This is a genomic window from Halorubrum hochsteinianum (genome assembly GCF_023702125.1).
In the GTDB taxonomy this organism is placed as follows: domain Archaea; phylum Halobacteriota; class Halobacteria; order Halobacteriales; family Haloferacaceae; genus Halorubrum; species Halorubrum hochsteinianum.
Map to the genome: position 1 here is coordinate 2110527 of NZ_CP098415.1, position 16765 is coordinate 2127291.

Here is a 16765-nt window from a genome sequence, read left to right on the forward strand (position 1 = left end):
GACGCGCCGGCCCGGCACTCGCGAACCGAGAGCCGCGGACCGGGAGGGCCCTCCCATGACGGAGGGTCCGAACGCGACCGTCCTCGCGGTCGACGACGAGCCGGACCTCGCGGAGCTGTACCGGGTGTACCTCGACCCGGCCTACGACGTACGGATCGCGACCGGCGGCGAGGAGGCGATCGACGCGATGGACGACGCGGTCGACGTCGTCCTCCTCGACCGGCGGATGCCCGACATGTCGGGCCACGAGGTGTTATCGGAAATCCGCGGCGAGGGGTACGACGCCCGCGTGGCGATGCTGACCGCGGTCGAGCCGGACGTCGACATCGTCGAGATGCCGTTCGACGACTACAAGACGAAGCCGGTCACCAAGGAGGACCTCCTCACGCTCGTCGAGGTGCTCCTCCACCGGGCCGCCTTCGACGAGCAGAGCCAGGAGTTCTTCGCGCTCGCCTCGAAGAAGGCGGCGCTGGAGGCCGCCGGCACGACCAACTCCGACGAGTACGAGGAGCTCATCGAGCGGATGGAGGCCGTCCGCGTCGAGGTCGACGACACGCTCGATCACCTCTCCGCGCGCGACGCGTTCGTCGAGGTCCCCGGCGAAGTGCCGTAGCGCCGGCCGCGACCGCCCGCACCGATCACTCGATCCGCAGTTCGCCGTCCGTTCCCGATTCTCCGCTCCCTTCGTCCCACTCCAGTTCGAACTCGACGCTGAGTTCGCCCGGCCCGTCGGCGGGCCCCTCGCGCTCCGCCTTCACCTCGAAGGTCGGCCGGGCGGGTGGGTCGAGCGTCGTCGACTCGTCGCCGCGCGCGAGCGTGATGGCGTCGCCCGCGTCCAGCGAGTCCGCGACCGTTCGGAGGTACGCGGCGATCTCCTCGCGACTCCGGCGGCTCTCCGACTCGAAGAGGACTTCCTCTGTCATACCCGCCCGTAGGCGGCGTCGGAACATAAACCTCGCCGCGCCGCGGTTCGGAAGCGCCGCCCCGGACCGTTTTGTGGCACCGGGTCGAACTCCCGCGGTATGTCCCTCCCCGACCCGCTCCGCACGGCCGTCGCCGTCGCCGTCTACTGGACGGCCATCGCGCTCGGCGGGAGCGTGCTCCTCGCGGCCCCGACGAGCCCGCTCGTCGCGATCCCGGTCCTCGGCGGCGGCGCGGTCGTCGCGCACGCGGCGCGCGCCCACCGGCTCGTCGAACTCGGCTACGCGGTCGGGACGATGTGGGTCGCCGTGCTCGCGCTGTCGCTCGGCGGGGGCGTCGTCGACGTGGTCGCGGCCCCGGACGGCGAGATCGCGCCGCTGGCGGACTACCCGGTCCCCGCCGCGATCGGAACGGTCGGGCTGTTCGGGGTCCTCCTCGTCGCGTACGCGGCGTTCCTCCGCCGGAGCGCCGAGCGCGACGCCGCCGCGTCGGACTGACCGCCACGCCGAACCGACGGCAGGACCGGTCGTCGCCTCAGAAGCCGTCCTCGAAGACGAACGTCCCGTTCCGCTGGACGACCTCGCCGTCGACCTCGATGATCGAGTCCTCGCTCATGTCGACGATCATGTCGACGTGCTCGGCGGACTCGTTGACCTCGTTGTCCCCGCCGACCGTCTCGGGGTACGCGGAGCCGACCGCCATGTGGACGGTGTCGCCCATCTTCTCGTCGAACAGCATGTTGTAGGTGAACCGGTCGATCTGGCGGTTCATCCCGATGCCGAGTTCGCCGAGGTGACGCGACCCCTCGTCGGTGTCGAGGATGCCGGAGAGCAGGTCCTCGTTGCGCTCGGCGGAGTGCGAGACGACCTCGCCGTCCTCGAATCGGAGCCGAACGCCGTCGATCTCGCGGCCGTAACGGTAGAGGGGCAGGTCGAAGTGGACCTCGCCGTCGACGCCGTCGCGCGTCGGCGCGGTGAACACCTCGCCGCCCGGGAGGTTCGCCTCGCCGTAGTCGTTGAGCGTGGAGTTGCCGGACACGTCGAGGGTGAGGTCCGTCTCCTCGCCCGACTTGATCCGGACCTCGTCGGCGTCGTCTAAGATCTCGACCATGTTCGACTGGAACTCGCGCTGTTCGTCCCAGTCGAGCGAGACGGCGTCCCAGACGAAGTTCTCGTACGCCTCGGTGCTCATGCCGGCGAGCTGGGCGTGGCTCGCGGTCGGGTACTGGGTGAGACACCACGTCTTCGAGAGGCGCGTCCGCTTGACGTCCTCCATCGCGCGGTTGTACGCCGCGTTCGTCTCGGGGTCGACGTCGGCGTCCTCGGTGGCGTTCGCGCCGCCGCGCGCGATGACGAAGGCGTCGGCCTCCTCGTAGAGCGCGCGCCGGTGGCTCGGCTCCGTGAACTCGTCGGCGGAGCGCTTGAACGCGCGCTGGGCGCGCTTCGAGTAGTTGAGGTACACCGGGTTCGCGCCGCGGTCGCCGCAGACCTCGTGGAGCGCGACCGCGAGGTCCTCGGCCTCCTTTGGCAGCTGGATGACCACGTCGTCGCCCGACTCGATGCCGGTGGAGTGGTCGGCGATGATCTCGGCGTGTTCGCGTACGCGTGCGTCCATGTCGTGGCGTTTCGGGGCCGGGGAATTACCGCTTTTCCTTCCGGCCCGCCGGGCGGGGGAAATCCCGGGCCGGGAGCCGGCTGTCGCGGCGCGGTGCGACGGCTGCGGCGGCCCGGCCCGCCCCGGCCCGCTCTGGCCCGGCCCGCTCCGGCCGCAACGCGTTTGCCCGGCCGCCGCGTACCTCCGGACATGTCTCGGCTGGCGTTCCGCGCGGCCGCGGCGGCGGTCGGCGTCGTCCTGCTCGCCGTCTACCTGACCGCGGCGCTGTTCGTCTGCGACCTGCTGCGGGCGCTCTGGGCCGCCCGCCCCGACCTCCCGGTCCTCCTCGCGCTGCTGGCCGCCGGCGCGCTCGGTTCGGCGTACCTCAGCTACCGGGTCGGGACCGCGCAGGTCCTCGCGAGCCTCGACGGCGACCGGCTGCCCCGCGAGCGCGCGCCGGACCTCCACCGCCGGATCGACTCGCTCGCGGCCCGGATGGAGGTCGCGCGGCCGGCGCTGTACGTCACGGACACGCGCGCGCCGAACGCGTTCGCGGTCGGCGGCGGGTCGGACGGCGGCGCGCTGGTCGTCGACCGGTCGCTGTTCCGGCTGCTCTCCGCCCGCGAGATCGAGGCCATCCTCGCGCACGAGCTGGCGCACCTGGAGCGGAACGACGGCTTCGCGATCGCGATGGCCGACGGGATCGGGCGCTCGGTTGTCGGACTCGCCACCGTGGCCGCGCTGCCGGCGCTGCTCGCGCTGTCGGGGCTCGCAACCGCCTCGGCGTGGATCCGGGGCCGGCCGAGCGACCGGTCCGGGCCGTTCGCGCGGCTTCACCGGGCGCTCGCCGGGGCGCTGTTCGCGGGGTTCGTCCTGACGACGCTCCTCTCGCGGTCGCGGTCGCGCAGGCGGGAGTTCGCCGCGGACGACCGCGCGGCGGAGGTGACCGGCGATCCGACGGCGCTCGCGCGGGCGCTCCGCCGGATCGAGCGCGCGACCGAACCGACGTGGTCGCTCGCCCCGTTCTCGACGCACAAGCGGACCGAGGACGCGGCCGAACGATGGCTGTCGACGCACCCGTCGACCGGCGAGCGCGTCGAGCGGCTGCGGCGGCGGGCCGAGTCGCAGGGGCCGACGCGACGGATCCCGGCCGGGCCGTCGCGGCGGACCGGCGGGGGCAGGCGAGCGTCTCGGTGAATCCCGGCATCCTGTGGTAGTCGAACTCGTGCGGTGGCGCGCGCCTCCGAGCGGCCGCCGATGGCGGCCGCGAGGAGCGCCGCGCGAGGGAGTCGACCGGTCGGAGCGAAGCGGAGGCCGGTCGACGAGGCTGGGGAGGCGTGAGGTGCGGCCGCGGTGCTGTGCGGGGCGGGACTCGAAGGGGCAGTCGCGAGGACGCCGCAGGCGAAGTAAGGACCACAACGAGGGAGCGTAAGCGACCGAGTGAGGACCGCAGCGAGCGTGCGGCGTCCTCGCGACTGGGGCTTCGGCGGTGTTCGTGTTGGTCAGCGGTTTATATACAGATCTGTTCTCGTATAGCCGAGCGACTGGGGCTTCGGCGGTCTCGGTCACCGAGTTCGTCGTCTCATGACGAATAAATAGGACTTCGGCGATTGCGTATCAGGCGATGTCGCGGTCGTCGTCGGCGTGCGCTCGGACCCACAGCCGGCCGATCCGGGAGAGGCTCGTCCGGTAGGACTTCCCGTGTTCCTCGCGCTCGATGTACCCCTTCCCGCCGGGGCCGAGCCGGTCGACGTTGTAGATGACCTTCGAGCGGAACGAGTCGGTGTACTCCTCGTTGAGCTCGTCGGCGAGCGTCTCCGCCAGCTCCGAGACGGACTCGAACTCGCCGTGTTCGCCGAGCGTGAACAGCACCAGCTCCTCGAACGGCTTGACGTTCTGGAAGGAGGCGACCGGCAGCTCGATGACGTGGCTGTCGCCGATGCGCTTCGCGCCGATGGTCGTCCCGCGCTCGTCGAACTCCGCGAGCAGGTCGGTGGTGCTCGCCAGCCGGTCGGAGACGCGGTCGGGGTCGACGCCCGCCTCGGCGAGCCCCTCGTCGCTCCCGGCGTCGAGGTCCCGGAGGAGGTCCCGCGTCGCGCGCAGCTCCTCGGCGAGCTCGGTCTCTAAGTACTTCTCGGGGGCCGTGTAGTAGGTGTGGATGCGGTCGCGGTCCGCCTGCCGCTCGACCATGATGGAGTGGGCCGCGGTCGCAAACGCGAAGGAGACGGGGCGGGGCATCGAACAGAGGTTCACCCACACCTCGCGCTCCTCGGCGGGGGCGGCGGAGTCGTCGCCGTCCTCCGCGGGCCCTCCGTCGCGGTCCAACTCCGCGTTGATCAGGTCGTAGGCGCGCTCAAAGGCGGCGTCGTAGTCGTACACGTCGGTCAGCTTCTCTCGGACCGTCTTCGCGCCGAGCAGGTTCTGAAAGTCCTGTTCGAGCTTCCGGGCGATGTTGCGCGAGTACTCGACGTTGCCCTCGCTGCCGACCGTCCCCTCCAGCAGGATCACCCGGTCGACGTCGAACTGGTCCCGGATGAGGGGGGCGATCATCCGGTCGTAGTCGAACCCGACCGGGACGATGTGGGTCTGCATACGCACCTCGTAGCGGTGCCGTTCATAAAAACTACCACTTCGCGCCCGCGGTCCGCCCCCCTGAGCGGGCCGAGGCGATCGCCGGCCGGTCGAACGGGCCCGGCCGTCGACCGACCTACGAATCGTCCCCCGTCCGGAACGAGAGGTCGAGCGTCGGCGCGGAGTGGGTGAGCCCCCCCATCGAGATCACGTCGACGCCGGTCGCGGCGTACTCCGGCACGGTCTCGACCGTGATCCCGCCGGAGGCCTCCGTCAGCGCGTCCGCGTCGCCGGCCGCCACGCGGTCAACCGCCGTCGCCGTCTCCGCGGGCGTCATGTTGTCCAGGAGGACCACGTCAGCGCCGGCCGCCGCGGCGCGCGCGGCGTCGTCCGGGTCCTCGACCTCCACGTCGAGGGCGGTCGCGAAGGAGGCCCGCTCCCGGAAGTGTTCGATCGCGTCCACCAGCCCCATCTCGGCGACGTGGTTGTCCTTCACCATCACCATGTGCGAGAGGTCGAGCCGGTGGGTGTCGCCGCCGCCGGCCGCGACGGCCCGCTTCTCGACCCCGCGCAGGCCGGGCGTGGTCTTGCGCGTCGCCGCGATACGCACGCCGTCGTCGACCTCGCGCGCGGCCGACACGGCGGCGGCGGTCCTCGTCGCGACGCCGGACGCGTGGCCGGCGACGTTCACCGCAACGCGCTCGCCGCGCAGGACCGCCCGCGCCGGTCCCGCCGCTCGCAGCAGCACGTCGCCGGGCTCGACGGCGGTCCCGTCGGCGACGCGGTCGGTCACGGTCGCGTCGAGGTAGTCGAAGACGGCGCTCGCGGCGTCGACCCCGGCCGCGACGCCGGGCTCCTTGGCGACGAGCCGGCCGGTCGTTTCGCCGGGGACCTGATTGGTCACGTCGTGGTGGCCCACGTCCTCCCGGAGCCACCGCTCGACATCGCCGTCCGTGAGCATCAGTCGTCCGCCGGCCCGGGGTCGGCCGGCTCGGCCGCGTCGGTTCGGTAGTGGGTCCCGACGCTCTCCTCGTTCGCCAGCGCCTGTCGGGTCACCAGCAGCGCCGTCACGGTCGCGTTGCGCAGCTCGTACAGCGAGCGCGAGGTCCGCGTTCGGACGTACGCGTCGACTTCGCCCTTGAGCCGGCGCAGGACGCCCAGCGCCCGGTTCAGGTCGTCGGCGTCGCGCTCGATCCCGGCGCACTCGTCCATCACGCGGCGCAGGCGGCGGAACTTCTGGCGGGCGAAGTCGTCCGGGAGCGCCGGGTCGCGGTCCAGCAGGTCCGGCGTCTCGACGGCCTCGGGGTCGGCGTCGACCGCGGCGTCGGCCGCGTCCGCGCCGGCGCGCAGCCCCCATACCAGCCCTTCGAGCAGGCTCGTGGACGCGAGCCGGTTCGCCCCGTGGACGCCGGTGCGCGCGCACTCGCCGACGGCGTAGAGCCGGTCGAGGTCCGTCCGGCCGCGGTCGTCCACGTCGACGCCGCCGCAGAGGAAGTGCTCGGCCGGCGCGACCGGGATCCCGCGGGACCAGTCGACGCCCCTGTCCTCGCACTTCGCGGCGAGGCCGGGGAACTCGTCCGCGAAGTCCAGCGGCCCCACGTCGAGGACCACCGACCCCGTCGCCTCGCGCTCCCGGTCGACCGCGCGGGCGACCACGTCTCGGGGCGCTAGCTCCGCGTCCGGGTGGTAGTCCGGCATGAATCGCTCGCCGTCGCCGTTCCGGAGGAGAGCCCCCTCGCCCCTGACGGCCTCGCTGACGAGGAAGCCGTCCTCGTCCGGACCGGCGGCGTACGCGGTCGGGTGGAACTGGACGAACTCCGCGTCCGTCACCGTCGCGCCGGCGAGGGCGGCCATGGCGACCCCGTCGCCGGTGGCCCCCGCGGGGTTCGTGGAGCGGGCGAAGAGGTCCCCGACCCCGCCGGTCGCCAGCACGGTCGCGTCGGCGTAGACGGGGATGCGGTCGCCGTCGGACTCCACGACCGCGCCGTGGATGCGCCCCTCGTGACCGATCAGCTCCAGCGCGGCGGCGTCGGTCCGCACCTCCACGCCCGCGCGGTCGTCGAGGTGGTTCAGGAGGGGGACGTGGACGTGCTTGCCCGTCTCCGCGCCGACGTGGAGGATGCGGTCCTCCGTGTGAGCCGCCTCGCGGCCGAAGTCGAAGCCGCCGTCGCCGCGGTCGGCGAACGCGGCGGCGGTTCCCGACCCGCCCGCGCCAGCGGAAGCGTCCGCGCCGGCGGAAGCGTCCGCCTCCCCGTCGAACGCCACGCCCAGCGTCTCGACGAGCACGTCGCGCACGGCGTCGTTGGCGTTCTCGACGAGCACGTCGACGGCCTCCGGGTCGGCCGTGCCGTCGGAGGCGGCGAGGATGTCTCGGCGAAAGCGGTCCGGGTGGTCGCGGGCGACGGCGATCCCGCCCTGCGCCCACCAGGACGACGCGTCCTCCGGGCGGGCGGCCTTCGTCGCGACGAGGACCTCCCTCCCCTCGCGGGCCGCGGCGAGCGCGGCCGCGAGCCCGGCGATCCCCGACCCGACGACGAGCACGTCCGCGGTCTCGTGTCCCGTCACGGTCAGATCTCCAGCATTCGGTCGAGCGCGACCTCGGCGAGCTCCTTCTCCTCGGGCGCGACCTCGACGACGTTGCGCTCGCGGCCCTCGACCAGCTCTTCGAGGACCCACGCGAGGTAGTTGGGATCGATCTGGCGCATCGCGTTACAGTCCATACAGGCGTCGCCGCACAGCGGGACGACGTTCACCTCCGGGTGCCATCGCCCGAGGTGGTTGGCGAGGTGGATCTCGGTCCCGATCGCCCAGGTCTCGCCCGGGTCGGCGTCCGCGACCGTCTCGCAGATGGTCGCGGTGGAGCCGACCACGTCGGCCGCCTCGACGACCTCGCGGCGACACTCGGGGTGGACCACCACGCTGACGTCGTCGTGCTCCGCGCGGACCGACTCGACGTGCGACTCCCGGAAGCGCTCGTGGACCTGGCAGTAGCCGTCCCAGAGGATCACGTCGTTCTCGACGACGTTGCTCGCGTCGGCCGACTCCGGGTCCCACGGGTCCCACTCGGCGATCTCGTCTTCGAGCCCGAGCCGGTGGGCCGTGTTCTCGCCGAGGTGCTTGTCGGGGAGGAACAGCACCTTGTCGCCCCGGTCGAGGGCGTACTCGAACGCGTCGTGGGCGTTCGAGGACGTACAGACCAGCCCGCCCTGCTCGGCGCAGAACGCCTTGAGGTCGGCGTAGCTGTTCATGTAGGTGACCGGGACCACGTCCGCGTCGGTCTCGGCCGTCAGCTCCGCCCACGCCGCGTCGACTTGGAGCGCCTCTGCCATCCCGGCCATCGGACAGGACGCCTCCATGCTCGGGAGGATCACCGTCTGTTCGGGGTCGGTGATGATGTCCGCGGACTCGGCCATGAACGTGACGCCGCCGAAGACGACGTACTCGGCGTCGGCGGCGGCGGCCTCCTTGCTCAGCTGGTAGGAGTCACCGACGAAGTCCGCGTGCTCGACGATCTCCCGTCGCTGGTAGTTGTGGCCCAAGATCACCACGTCGTCGCCGAGCGTCCGGAGCGCCGATTCGATGCGCTCCGTGCGCTCCGCTTCGGAGAGCGTTCGGTATTCGGGCGGAAGCTGTTCGAGGTCGTCGTATTTGAAGAGACTGAGATCAGTCTCGAACTCCGCAGTTTCCATTGCTGGCATCGTCGGGTACCTTCGTAACTCAGTCTGTAGAACTGCGTGTTGAAAAAATTTCGTCTTCAGTAACTAGCAGTGATTAGAAACAGTACGCTTGGGGCCGTTCCGAAGCCGTTTTGTCGTCCGTCCCCGCGACGCCCGGCGATGAGTGAGACGCGTCGGGAGGGATCGCGGCGCGACCGCCGCGAACACCACGATTATGCTGTGTCACTCCGTATCAACACACGGAATGTCACAGCAAGAGGTCCAACAGGAGTTGTACGTCGACCAGTACACGCTCGGGCTCGTCGGGCCGGACCAGGAGTGGGCGGGCACGGTCGCCGACGGGGGGACGGTGAAGACGTACACGCCGCCGGGTTGTTGGGGGCCGATGGTGACGCCCTCGTTCCGGGGCGGCCACGAGGTGACCCGACCGATCCGCGTCGAGGGCGCGGAGGTCGGCGACGCCGTCGCGATCCACATCCGCGACGTGGAGGTGACGAGCATGGCGACGAGCACGGGGTCGATGGCGGAGCGCGAGGGCGCGTTCGGCGACGACCCGTTCGTCGACCACCGGTGTCCCGAGTGCGGCACGACGTGGCCGGACTCGGTCGTCGAGGGCACCGGCGAGGACGCGATCCGCTGTGCGGAGTGCGGCGCGAACGCCTCCTCGTTCGGCTTCGAGTACGGCTACACCGTCGCGTTCGACCACGAGAACGCGGTCGGGATCACGCTCGACAAAGAGGGCGCACACGAACTGGCCCTCGACGCCGACGAGGTGATGGACATCCCCGAGAACGCGCGCCAGCACCCGATCCTGCTGTACGAGCCGGACGGGATGCCGGGCACGCTCGGCCGCCTCCGCCCATTCATCGGCAACATCGGCACCACGCCGCCCGTCACCATGCCCGACTCGCACAACGCGGGCGACTTCGGGCAGAACCTGATCGGCGCGGACCACGACTACGGCGTCGAGACCGAGGCGGACCTCGAACTGCGCACCGACGGCCACATGGACGTGCCCGAGGTCCGCGCTGGCGCGACGCTCATCTGCCCGGTCGTCGTCGACGGCGGCGGGGTGTACGTCGGCGACCTCCACGCGAACCAGGGCGACGGCGAGCTCTCCCTCCACACCACCGACGTGAGCGGGACGGTGACGATGGACGTGGAGGTGATCGAGGACGTCGACCTCGGCGGTCCCGTCCTCCTCCCGAACGAGGAGGACCTCCCGTTCATCAGCGCGCCGTACACCGACGAGGAGGTCGCGGCCGGCGACGACCTCGGCGACGAACACGGCGTCGACGTCGACACCGACGCCGCCCCGATCCAGGTGATCGGCTCGGGCGCGACGGTGAACGACGCCACGCAGAACGCCTTCGACCGCGCGGGGACCCTCCTCGGCATGGAGGAGGGCGAGGTCCGGGCCCGGTGTACGTTCTCCGGCGGCGTCCAGATCGGGCGGCTCCCGGGCGTCGTCCAACTCGACATGCTCGTGCCGATGGAGGTCCTCGCCGACGCCGGCCTCGACGACGCGGCGCGCGAGCAGTACGGGCTGTAAGCGGTCCCCGCGCTCGGTCGATTTTCCTATTTTCGCGGACATCTGGGCGCGACCGCCTCCAAGTTCCCGGCCACTTACTACGACACAGTTGCTGTCGGGAACACGACCACCGAAGCCCCGGCCGCTCGGCCGTACGTAGCTGCTGCTTGTAACAGAGCGATCGCTGTGAAGACCACCGAAGCCCCAGCCGCGAGGCGGGCGTACACTTGCTGCGGTCCTCGTCACTCGCTCCGCCCGTTCCTGCGGTCCTTGCGTCGTCTACGCCCGCCTCGCGGCTGCCCCTTCGAGTCCCGCCCCGCACCGCTCCGCACGGCACCTCACACCTCCCCAGCCTCGCCGCTCGCTTCGTCGCCGGCGGCTCCGCCGCCGGCTGCCCGTGGCGCTTTGCGCCACGCTGCTCGCGGCGTCCCTCGCACGCGCTCCTCGCGCCCTTCGGGCGCTCGGAGGCGCGCGCCACCGCACCGCGTTCAGCACGTCACCCGTATCGGTATGCGGTGCCACGACCCGCCCGTTTATGACGGTGGAACCGGGATGCTAACGCGATGAGTTCGGGCGGCGACTCCGACGGGACCGGACCGGCTGGCGGGTCAGCGAGCGACGCGGACGGGTTCGGCTTCGCGGAGCCGGCGACCGACCAGTCGTTCGAGAACGCGCTCGCGAAGGCCCGCGACGGGATTCGGCTCACCGTCGACGACGCGACGGAGCTGCTCGCGACGGGGACGGAGCGCGAAGGGGTAGATCCAGTCCGCAAGGAGGCGGTGCTGGAGGCCGCGGACCGCCGCCGCGCCGAGACGGTCGGCGACGAGGTCACCTTCGTCGCCAACCTCAACAACAACGTCACGACGGCGTGTAACACGGGGTGCCTGTTCTGTAACTTCAAGGACTCCGCGCACGCCTTCGAGGCCGACAGCGACGTCGAGCACGCGGGGTTCACCAAACCGCCGGCGGAGTCGCGCGCCGTCGTCGAGGACGCGCTCGACATGGGGATCTACGAGGTGTGTTCCGTCTCGGGGCTCCACCCGGCGTTCGCGCTGAACGAGGAGCACCACGAGATCCTCGCCGCGCGCGACGACCCCGCGAGCGAGGTGAACTACAAGCCGCCCGAGGCGTACGCCACCGACCCGGGCACCTACCTCGAACAGATGGCGGCGATGTCCGTCGGCGGCGTCCACCTCCACTCGATGACGCCCGAGGAGGCGTACCACGCGAAGCGCGGCACGGACTGGGAGTACGAGTCCGTCTACCGCGACCTCGCGGCCGCGGGACTCGACTCCGCGCCGGGGACCGCCGCCGAGATCCTCGTCGACGAGGTGCGCGACGTGATCTGTCCGGGGAAGATCCGCACCGGCGACTGGGTTGCGGCGATAGAGGGCGCGGCGGCCGCCGGCCTCGACGTCACCTCGACGATGATGTACGGCCACGTCGAGACGGTCGCACACCGCGCGGAGCACCTGAAGGTGATCCGCGACCTCCAGGACCGGACGGGCGCGATCACGGAGTTCGTCCCCCTATCCTTCATCCACCAGAACACCCCCCTCTACCGCCGCGGCGTCGTCGACTCCGGCCCCTCGCGCGCCGAGGACGAGCTGGTGGTCGCGGTCGCGCGGCTCTTCTTGGACAACGTCGACCACGTTCAGGCCTCGTGGGTGAAGTCGGGCGACGCCCACGGGCTGAAGCTCCTCAACTGCGGCGCGGACGACTTCATGGGCACCATCCTCTCGGAGGAGATCACCAGCCGCGCCGGCGGCGAGTACGGCGAGTACCGCTCGTTCGACGACTACGTCGAGATGATCACGGCGATCGGTCGGACCCCCGTCGAGCGCTCGACCGACTACCGGACCCGCCGCCGGATCGACCCCGACGACGGCCCCCACGGCCCGCGGCTCGGCCCGCGCGCCGACGGGACGCCGATGCTACCCGAGCGCGCGGCCGAGGGCGACGCCGCCGGAACGTCGCCCACCGAGGCCGACGACTGAACCGGGACGATCGACCGGTCGGGACGATCGGTCGAAGCGACCGGTTGAACGCCGAACACGTTCCGGCGACCGCCGGCGACTCCCAGCGAGTGGGAACCGCCGGTATCGCCTTTATGACGGTACTCGTTACCACGTGTGAGATGGGGGCACCAGACGCACGACCGACCGACCGTCAGGTGGGAGATTCCGAGGCGCGGGCCGGCGACGCGCTCGATTCGGACCGCCCGTCGCTCACGCGGTCCGACGAGCGACTGCTCGCGTACCTCGCCGACGTCGGTGCCGACTATCAGGCGTTCATCGCGGGGAACACCGGCCTGTACGACGACCACGTCGAGTCGCGGCTGACCGCGCTGGCGGACGCCGGTCTCGTCGAGCGCGTCTCCGGCGAGGCCGTCTACCGCGTTACCGACGCGGGGCGCGACGCGCTCCGCGACGACTGCCCGCGCTGGTCGGACTGAGAGAACGGTTCCGAGCCGCCGGGACGGCGCTTATCGACCGAGCTCCGCGTGCGCCGACGAGAGGTGTCGCGACCCGAGCGCCGCGAGCAGGTTGAGTTCGCCCGCGAGCGCGCAGACCGCGATCGACTCCGCGAGCGCGTCGGCGTTGGCCCCGGCCGGGTCGCCGCCGCCGGCGACCCCGAGGATCTCAAGGCTCGCGCGCTGGGTCGCCAGCTTCGTCCCGCCGCCGACGGTCCCGACTTCGAGGCTCGCCAGCGAGACGGAGGCGTAGAGGTCGCCGTCGTCGGTCGTCTCGGCGGTCGTGATCGCGTTCGCGCCCTCGACGACCTGCGCCTCGTCCTGCCCGGTGGCGAGGAACATCGCGGCGACCGCGTTGGCGACGTGGGCGTTGAAGCCGAGCGCGCCCGCCTTCGCGGAGCCGACGAGGTTCTTCCGGGTGTTGATCTCGGCGATCGCCTCCGGGGTCGTGTGGAGGCGCTCCTCGACGACCTCGCGGGGGATCGTCGCGTCCGCGACGACCGAGCGCCCGCGCCCCTCGACGGCGTTGATCGCGGCAGGCTTCTTGTCGGAACAGAGGTTCCCCGAGAGCGCGACCAGCGAGGCGTCCGTCTCGGCCTCGATCACGTCGCAGGCCTCGCGGGTCGCGATGGTGGCCATGTTCATCCCCATCGCGTCCTTCGTGTCGTAGCGGAACCGGCAGAACACGTTGTTGCCGACGACGTACGGCGTCACGTCGAGCAGTTCGCCGTGGCTCGTCGTCGACTCCGCCGCCTCGGCGAGCGCGTCCTCGTTGTCCCGAACCCACGCGACGAGCGCCTCGGCCTCGGCGACGCCCGCGACCCGGAAGACCGGCGCGCGCGTCATCCCGCTCTTGGTCACCCGAGCCGTCGCGCCGCCGGCGCGTTCGATGGCGGAGCAGCCGCGGTTGATCGACGCGACGAGCGCGCCCTCGGTGGTCGCCAGCGGGAGGTAGCGCTCGCCCGAGCGGGCGCTCCCGTCGATCGTCACCGGGCCGGCGACGCCGACCGGCACCTGGACGCCGCCGAGCGTGTTCTCGATGTTCGAGCCGTGGACCGCCTCGGCGTCGAACGTGTACTCGCCGAGCGGGTCGAGGTCGGCGTCGGTCGCCTCCGCGACGAGCAGCCGGCGCGCGGCGGTCGCCGTGTCGGCGTCGGCGTGGTCTTCCAGCTCGTGGAAGCGGAGGTCGCCGTCGCGGACGCGGGCCGCGAGGTCCGCTGGAGTCGGTTGCGACATGCCGACCAGTCCTCGCGGCGGGCGCTAATGGCTGTCGGTTCCGGGGCTCTCGTGGGAGGACGACGAGACGCTCAACGGGCGACTACCGACCGACGAACCCGGAGAGCCGCTCGCGGATCGACTCCCCGCCGAGCTTGAGGTAGTAGGCGTCGCCGCCGTCCTCGTAGTAGTCGTCGATGCGGCGGATCACTTCGAAGCCGAGGTGTTCGTAGAAGCCGAGCGCGGGGCGGTTGGTCGTGCGGGCGTGGCAGGTGACCGAGCGGTGCTGCTCGGCCACGTCGGCGATGAGCCGCTCGGCGTGGCCGCGGCCGCGGTGGTCCGGGTGGACGGCGAGAAAGAGGATGTAGCCGTCCTGACGGACGGACGCGAAGGCGACGAGCCGGTCGTTCTCGACGAGCAGGTGGGCGGTCGACCGGCGGTACGCGTCGACGAAGAAGCCGCGTCGCTGTCTGAGGACGCCCTCAGCGGACCGAATTCGCTCTTTGAGCTCCCACGCGGCGGTCGCGTAGTCGGACTCGCCGGGCGGGTCGATCCGCTTTTCGACGTTGACGCTCACTGCGATGACCTAACACGCCAGCGGAATATAACTCCACCGCCAGCGGGGACCGTTGCGGGCGGCTGCGCCGCCAGCGGGGACCGTTGCGGGCGGCTGCGCCGCCAGCGAGAACGGTTGCGGACGGCTGCGCCGCCAGCGAGAACGGTTGCGGGCGGCTGCGCCGCCAGCGAGAACGGTTGCGGGCGGAAGACTTCCTCTCGGCGGGTCGGCGTCGGTCTGCGACGGGAGCGTGACAGGGTCGACGAGAGCGTGACCGAAGGGTTTTGTCGCGGTCGGGCGTGGACGATCGCAAATGGCTGACGAGTCGTCGGCGGCGCGGCTGCTCCGACGGGCGTTCCTCACGGGCGTCGCCGTGGTCGTCCCCGCGGTCATCACGCTCGTCGTCCTCGCGTTCGCGTTCAACGCGGTGTACGACTACCTCGACGCGTTCTCGTCCGCGGTCGTCGCCGTCTCCCCGGGGCTCGGCCTCCCCGTCGTCGGCGCGATCCCCCGCGAGGCCGCGATCGAGATCGCGACGCCGGTCGTGTTCGTGGCCGCCATCGTTCTCCTCGGCGCGGCGGTCGAGTCCTCGCGGTACGGCGAGCGCGCGGTCGACTACGTGGACGAGGCCGTCGAGCGGGTGCCGGGGGTGGGATCGGTCTATCAGGGGTTCCGACAGATGAGCGACGCGATGCTGGACTCCGACAGCGGGAACTTCCGCGAGGTCGTCCTCGTGGAGTTCCCGACCGAGGGGACGTACACGCTGGCGTTCGTGACGAGCGAGACGCCCGAGGTCGTCGCGGACCACGCCGACTCCGAGGGCGAGGGGATGCGGACGCTGTTCATGCCGATGGCCCCGAACCCGGTGATGGGGGGCCACGTCGTCTTCGTCCCCGAGCGCCGGATCGTCGACGTGGAGCTGACCGTCGACGAGGGGATCCGCGCGCTGGTCACGAGCGGCGTCGCCTTGGAGGAGGTCGCGGCCGACCTCGACGACGTCGACCCGACCGACCTCCGCGCCGACGCGCCGGAGGAGACCATCGACGCGCGGTTCCCGTCGGACGAGCGGCCGAGGAGTGCCGGAGAGCCTCGTGACGGAGCCGCCGGGGAGGGCGACGGCCGATGAGCTACGAGCTCCGCGACCACACCGCCGATGTCGCCGTCGAGGCCACGGCCGACACCCTCTCCGCGCTGTTCGCGGCGGTCGCCGACGGACTCACCGCGGCGAGCGCGGAGTCGGTCCCCGCGGCCGGCGAGCGGTTCGAGTTCGCGGTCGAGGCCGAGGGCCGCGAGGCGCTGCTGTTCGACTACCTCGATCGGTTGATCTACGAGCGCGACGTGCGGCTCGTCCTCCCGGCGGCCCACCGGTGCGAGGTGTCCGAGCCGGCGGACGACGGCGACGGCTGGCGGCTCGCGGCCAGCGCGCGCGGCGTTCCGCTCGACGCGGTCGCCGCCCGGGAGATCAAGGCGGTCACCTACTCCGAGATGGCGCTCGAACGCCGAGTCGACGGGTGGTACGCGTACGTCGTGTTCGACGTGTGACGAACGCTAGCGCCCGCGAGCGGCGGAATCTGTGAAAACCATTATAGATTTCGAGTCCCTTGATAACGTATGTCGAACTCTGGTCGAAACGAGGGGAGCGAACCGACCGCCTCCGGCCGGCGTTGGCGGGCCGGCGCGGCCGCCGGGTTCGTCGCCGGCGCGGTGATGGGCGTCGTCCTCCACGGCGCGTTGGGACTCATGCCAACGATCGGTGCGCTGGTCGGCGTCGAGACGGCGCTCGCGGGCTGGCTCGTCCACCTGTTCAACAGCGCGCTGTTCGGCGCGTTCTTCGTCGCCGTCTTCGACCGGCCCTTCTTCGCGGAGATGCGCGGGGACGTCGGGGGGTGCCTCTCGCTCGGGGTCGTCCACTCCGCGCTGCTCGGCGTGCTCACCGGCGGGCTGCTGTTGCCGGCCGCCATCGCGATCGAGGGCGCGACGTCGCTGCCGGTGCCGACGCTCCCGTTCCCCGGACTCACCGCGAGCTTCGAGTTCGGCGTGGTCATCGCGGTCGCGCACCTCGCGTACGGCGTCGTGCTGGGGCGGGCGTTCGCGGCGTTCACGCTCGCGGAGGGGGCGATCGGCTGGCTCCCGATCGATCCCGCGAACCGGTAGCGGTCACGGTCGCGGGCGTCGACGACGCCTGTCGCGTCGCGCCCGGCTGACGCAACGCCCTTCCCCGCCCGCGT

Annotated in this window: 17 protein-coding genes; 9 read left to right on the forward strand and 8 right to left on the reverse strand. The window is 71.6% G+C overall.

All coding sequences use genetic code 11. From position 1 onward, the window contains the following. The first annotated feature begins 55 nt into the window (after window positions 1–55). Window positions 56–613: a response regulator gene (locus tag NAF06_RS10680; RefSeq protein ID WP_008583423.1), complete on the forward strand. Its 558-nt coding sequence runs from the start codon at window positions 56–58 to the stop codon at window positions 611–613. A 25-nt stretch (window positions 614–638) separates the two neighbouring features. Here the strand turns inward: NAF06_RS10680 and NAF06_RS10685 are convergent, their stop codons facing one another. Beyond that, the gene (locus tag NAF06_RS10685) at window positions 639–923 is read right to left on the reverse strand and encodes an amphi-Trp domain-containing protein (protein ID WP_008583421.1); all 285 of its coding nucleotides are present in this window, start codon (window positions 921–923) and stop codon (window positions 639–641) included. A 99-nt stretch (window positions 924–1022) separates the two neighbouring features. Between NAF06_RS10685 and NAF06_RS10690 the strand changes: the two genes are divergently transcribed. Continuing rightward, window positions 1023–1418: a hypothetical protein gene (locus NAF06_RS10690; protein ID WP_008583419.1), complete on the forward strand. Its 396-nt coding sequence runs from the start codon at window positions 1023–1025 to the stop codon at window positions 1416–1418. 37 nt (window positions 1419–1455) lie between these two features. Here NAF06_RS10690 and NAF06_RS10695 read toward each other — a convergent pair whose 3' ends face one another. Next, window positions 1456–2535, reverse strand: coding sequence for an aminopeptidase (locus NAF06_RS10695; protein ID WP_008583416.1), 1080 nt, complete (start codon window positions 2533–2535; stop codon window positions 1456–1458). A 189-nt stretch (window positions 2536–2724) separates the two neighbouring features. On the opposite strand from NAF06_RS10695, the gene NAF06_RS10700 reads away from it, so the two are divergent. Beyond that, entirely contained in the window at window positions 2725–3711 is a 987-nt protein-coding gene (locus NAF06_RS10700; protein WP_008583412.1) for a M48 family metallopeptidase, read from the forward strand. 420 nt (window positions 3712–4131) lie between these two features. Here the strand turns inward: NAF06_RS10700 and NAF06_RS10705 are convergent, their stop codons facing one another. From NAF06_RS10705 to nadA, 4 genes are all read right to left on the reverse strand, one after another. Then, the gene (locus tag NAF06_RS10705) at window positions 4132–5106 is read right to left on the reverse strand and encodes an HFX_2341 family transcriptional regulator (protein WP_008583410.1); all 975 of its coding nucleotides are present in this window, start codon (window positions 5104–5106) and stop codon (window positions 4132–4134) included. 115 nt (window positions 5107–5221) lie between these two features. Continuing rightward, window positions 5222–6046 carry a carboxylating nicotinate-nucleotide diphosphorylase gene (gene nadC / locus NAF06_RS10710; RefSeq protein WP_008583407.1) on the reverse strand — a complete coding sequence of 275 codons (825 nt, stop codon included), beginning with the start codon at window positions 6044–6046 and terminating at the stop codon, window positions 5222–5224. After that, the gene (locus tag NAF06_RS10715; RefSeq protein WP_008583406.1) at window positions 6046–7650 is read right to left on the reverse strand and encodes an L-aspartate oxidase; all 1605 of its coding nucleotides are present in this window, start codon (window positions 7648–7650) and stop codon (window positions 6046–6048) included. Before NAF06_RS10715 ends, nadC begins: the two co-directional genes overlap by 1 nt. 2 nt (window positions 7651–7652) lie before the next feature. Continuing rightward, window positions 7653–8783, reverse strand: a complete 1131-nt coding sequence (nadA, locus tag NAF06_RS10720; protein WP_008583403.1) for a quinolinate synthase NadA — start codon at window positions 8781–8783, stop codon at window positions 7653–7655. Window positions 8784–9006: 223 nt separating this feature from the next. Between nadA and NAF06_RS10725 the strand changes: the two genes are divergently transcribed. From NAF06_RS10725 to NAF06_RS10735, 3 genes are all read left to right on the forward strand, one after another. Next, complete coding sequence (locus NAF06_RS10725; RefSeq protein ID WP_008583400.1) at window positions 9007–10314, forward strand: acetamidase/formamidase family protein; 1308 nt, start codon at window positions 9007–9009, stop codon at window positions 10312–10314. Between the two features lie 542 nt (window positions 10315–10856). Next, complete coding sequence (gene cofH / locus NAF06_RS10730) at window positions 10857–12290, forward strand: 7,8-didemethyl-8-hydroxy-5-deazariboflavin synthase subunit CofH (RefSeq protein ID WP_008583398.1); 1434 nt, start codon at window positions 10857–10859, stop codon at window positions 12288–12290. A gap of 140 nt (window positions 12291–12430) precedes the next feature. Beyond that, complete coding sequence (locus NAF06_RS10735; protein ID WP_049908707.1) at window positions 12431–12748, forward strand: DUF2250 domain-containing protein; 318 nt, start codon at window positions 12431–12433, stop codon at window positions 12746–12748. 30 nt (window positions 12749–12778) lie between these two features. Here NAF06_RS10735 and hmgA read toward each other — a convergent pair whose 3' ends face one another. Next, window positions 12779–14002: a hydroxymethylglutaryl-CoA reductase (NADPH) gene (gene hmgA / locus NAF06_RS10740; RefSeq protein WP_008583394.1), complete on the reverse strand. Its 1224-nt coding sequence runs from the start codon at window positions 14000–14002 to the stop codon at window positions 12779–12781. A gap of 82 nt (window positions 14003–14084) precedes the next feature. After that, window positions 14085–14558: a GNAT family N-acetyltransferase gene (locus NAF06_RS10745; RefSeq protein WP_008583391.1), complete on the reverse strand. Its 474-nt coding sequence runs from the start codon at window positions 14556–14558 to the stop codon at window positions 14085–14087. A gap of 292 nt (window positions 14559–14850) precedes the next feature. Between NAF06_RS10745 and NAF06_RS10750 the strand changes: the two genes are divergently transcribed. The 3 genes from NAF06_RS10750 (at window position 14851) to NAF06_RS10760 (ending at window position 16691) form a co-directional block, all read left to right on the forward strand. Beyond that, window positions 14851–15663: a DUF502 domain-containing protein gene (locus NAF06_RS10750; protein WP_008583389.1), complete on the forward strand. Its 813-nt coding sequence runs from the start codon at window positions 14851–14853 to the stop codon at window positions 15661–15663. Continuing rightward, window positions 15660–16079, forward strand: coding sequence for an archease (locus NAF06_RS10755; protein ID WP_008583387.1), 420 nt, complete (start codon window positions 15660–15662; stop codon window positions 16077–16079). Before NAF06_RS10750 ends, NAF06_RS10755 begins: the two co-directional genes overlap by 4 nt. Window positions 16080–16148: 69 nt before the next feature. Next, window positions 16149–16691: a hypothetical protein gene (locus tag NAF06_RS10760; protein WP_008583385.1), complete on the forward strand. Its 543-nt coding sequence runs from the start codon at window positions 16149–16151 to the stop codon at window positions 16689–16691. The last annotated feature ends 74 nt before the right edge of the window (window positions 16692–16765 follow it).

Bases quoted from the DNA above. Each gene is read 5' to 3' on its own strand.
- NAF06_RS10760 (WP_008583385.1), top strand. From the start codon at position 16,149: ATGTCGAACTCTGGTCGAAACGAGGGGAGCGAACCGACCGCCTCCGGC.
- NAF06_RS10695 (WP_008583416.1), bottom strand. From the start codon at position 2,535: ATGGACGCACGCGTACGCGAACACGCCGAGATCATCGCCGACCACTCC.
- NAF06_RS10690 (WP_008583419.1), top strand. From the start codon at position 1,023: ATGTCCCTCCCCGACCCGCTCCGCACGGCCGTCGCCGTCGCCGTCTAC.
- cofH (WP_008583398.1), top strand. From the start codon at position 10,857: ATGAGTTCGGGCGGCGACTCCGACGGGACCGGACCGGCTGGCGGGTCA.
- hmgA (WP_008583394.1), bottom strand. From the start codon at position 14,002: ATGTCGCAACCGACTCCAGCGGACCTCGCGGCCCGCGTCCGCGACGGC.
- NAF06_RS10700 (WP_008583412.1), top strand. From the start codon at position 2,725: ATGTCTCGGCTGGCGTTCCGCGCGGCCGCGGCGGCGGTCGGCGTCGTC.
- nadA (WP_008583403.1), bottom strand. From the start codon at position 8,783: ATGCCAGCAATGGAAACTGCGGAGTTCGAGACTGATCTCAGTCTCTTC.
- NAF06_RS10725 (WP_008583400.1), top strand. From the start codon at position 9,007: ATGTCACAGCAAGAGGTCCAACAGGAGTTGTACGTCGACCAGTACACG.
- nadC (WP_008583407.1), bottom strand. From the start codon at position 6,046: ATGCTCACGGACGGCGATGTCGAGCGGTGGCTCCGGGAGGACGTGGGC.
- NAF06_RS10755 (WP_008583387.1), top strand. From the start codon at position 15,660: ATGAGCTACGAGCTCCGCGACCACACCGCCGATGTCGCCGTCGAGGCC.
- NAF06_RS10685 (WP_008583421.1), bottom strand. From the start codon at position 923: ATGACAGAGGAAGTCCTCTTCGAGTCGGAGAGCCGCCGGAGTCGCGAG.
- NAF06_RS10680 (WP_008583423.1), top strand. From the start codon at position 56: ATGACGGAGGGTCCGAACGCGACCGTCCTCGCGGTCGACGACGAGCCG.
- NAF06_RS10750 (WP_008583389.1), top strand. From the start codon at position 14,851: ATGGCTGACGAGTCGTCGGCGGCGCGGCTGCTCCGACGGGCGTTCCTC.
- NAF06_RS10705 (WP_008583410.1), bottom strand. From the start codon at position 5,106: ATGCAGACCCACATCGTCCCGGTCGGGTTCGACTACGACCGGATGATC.
- NAF06_RS10735 (WP_049908707.1), top strand. From the start codon at position 12,431: ATGGGGGCACCAGACGCACGACCGACCGACCGTCAGGTGGGAGATTCC.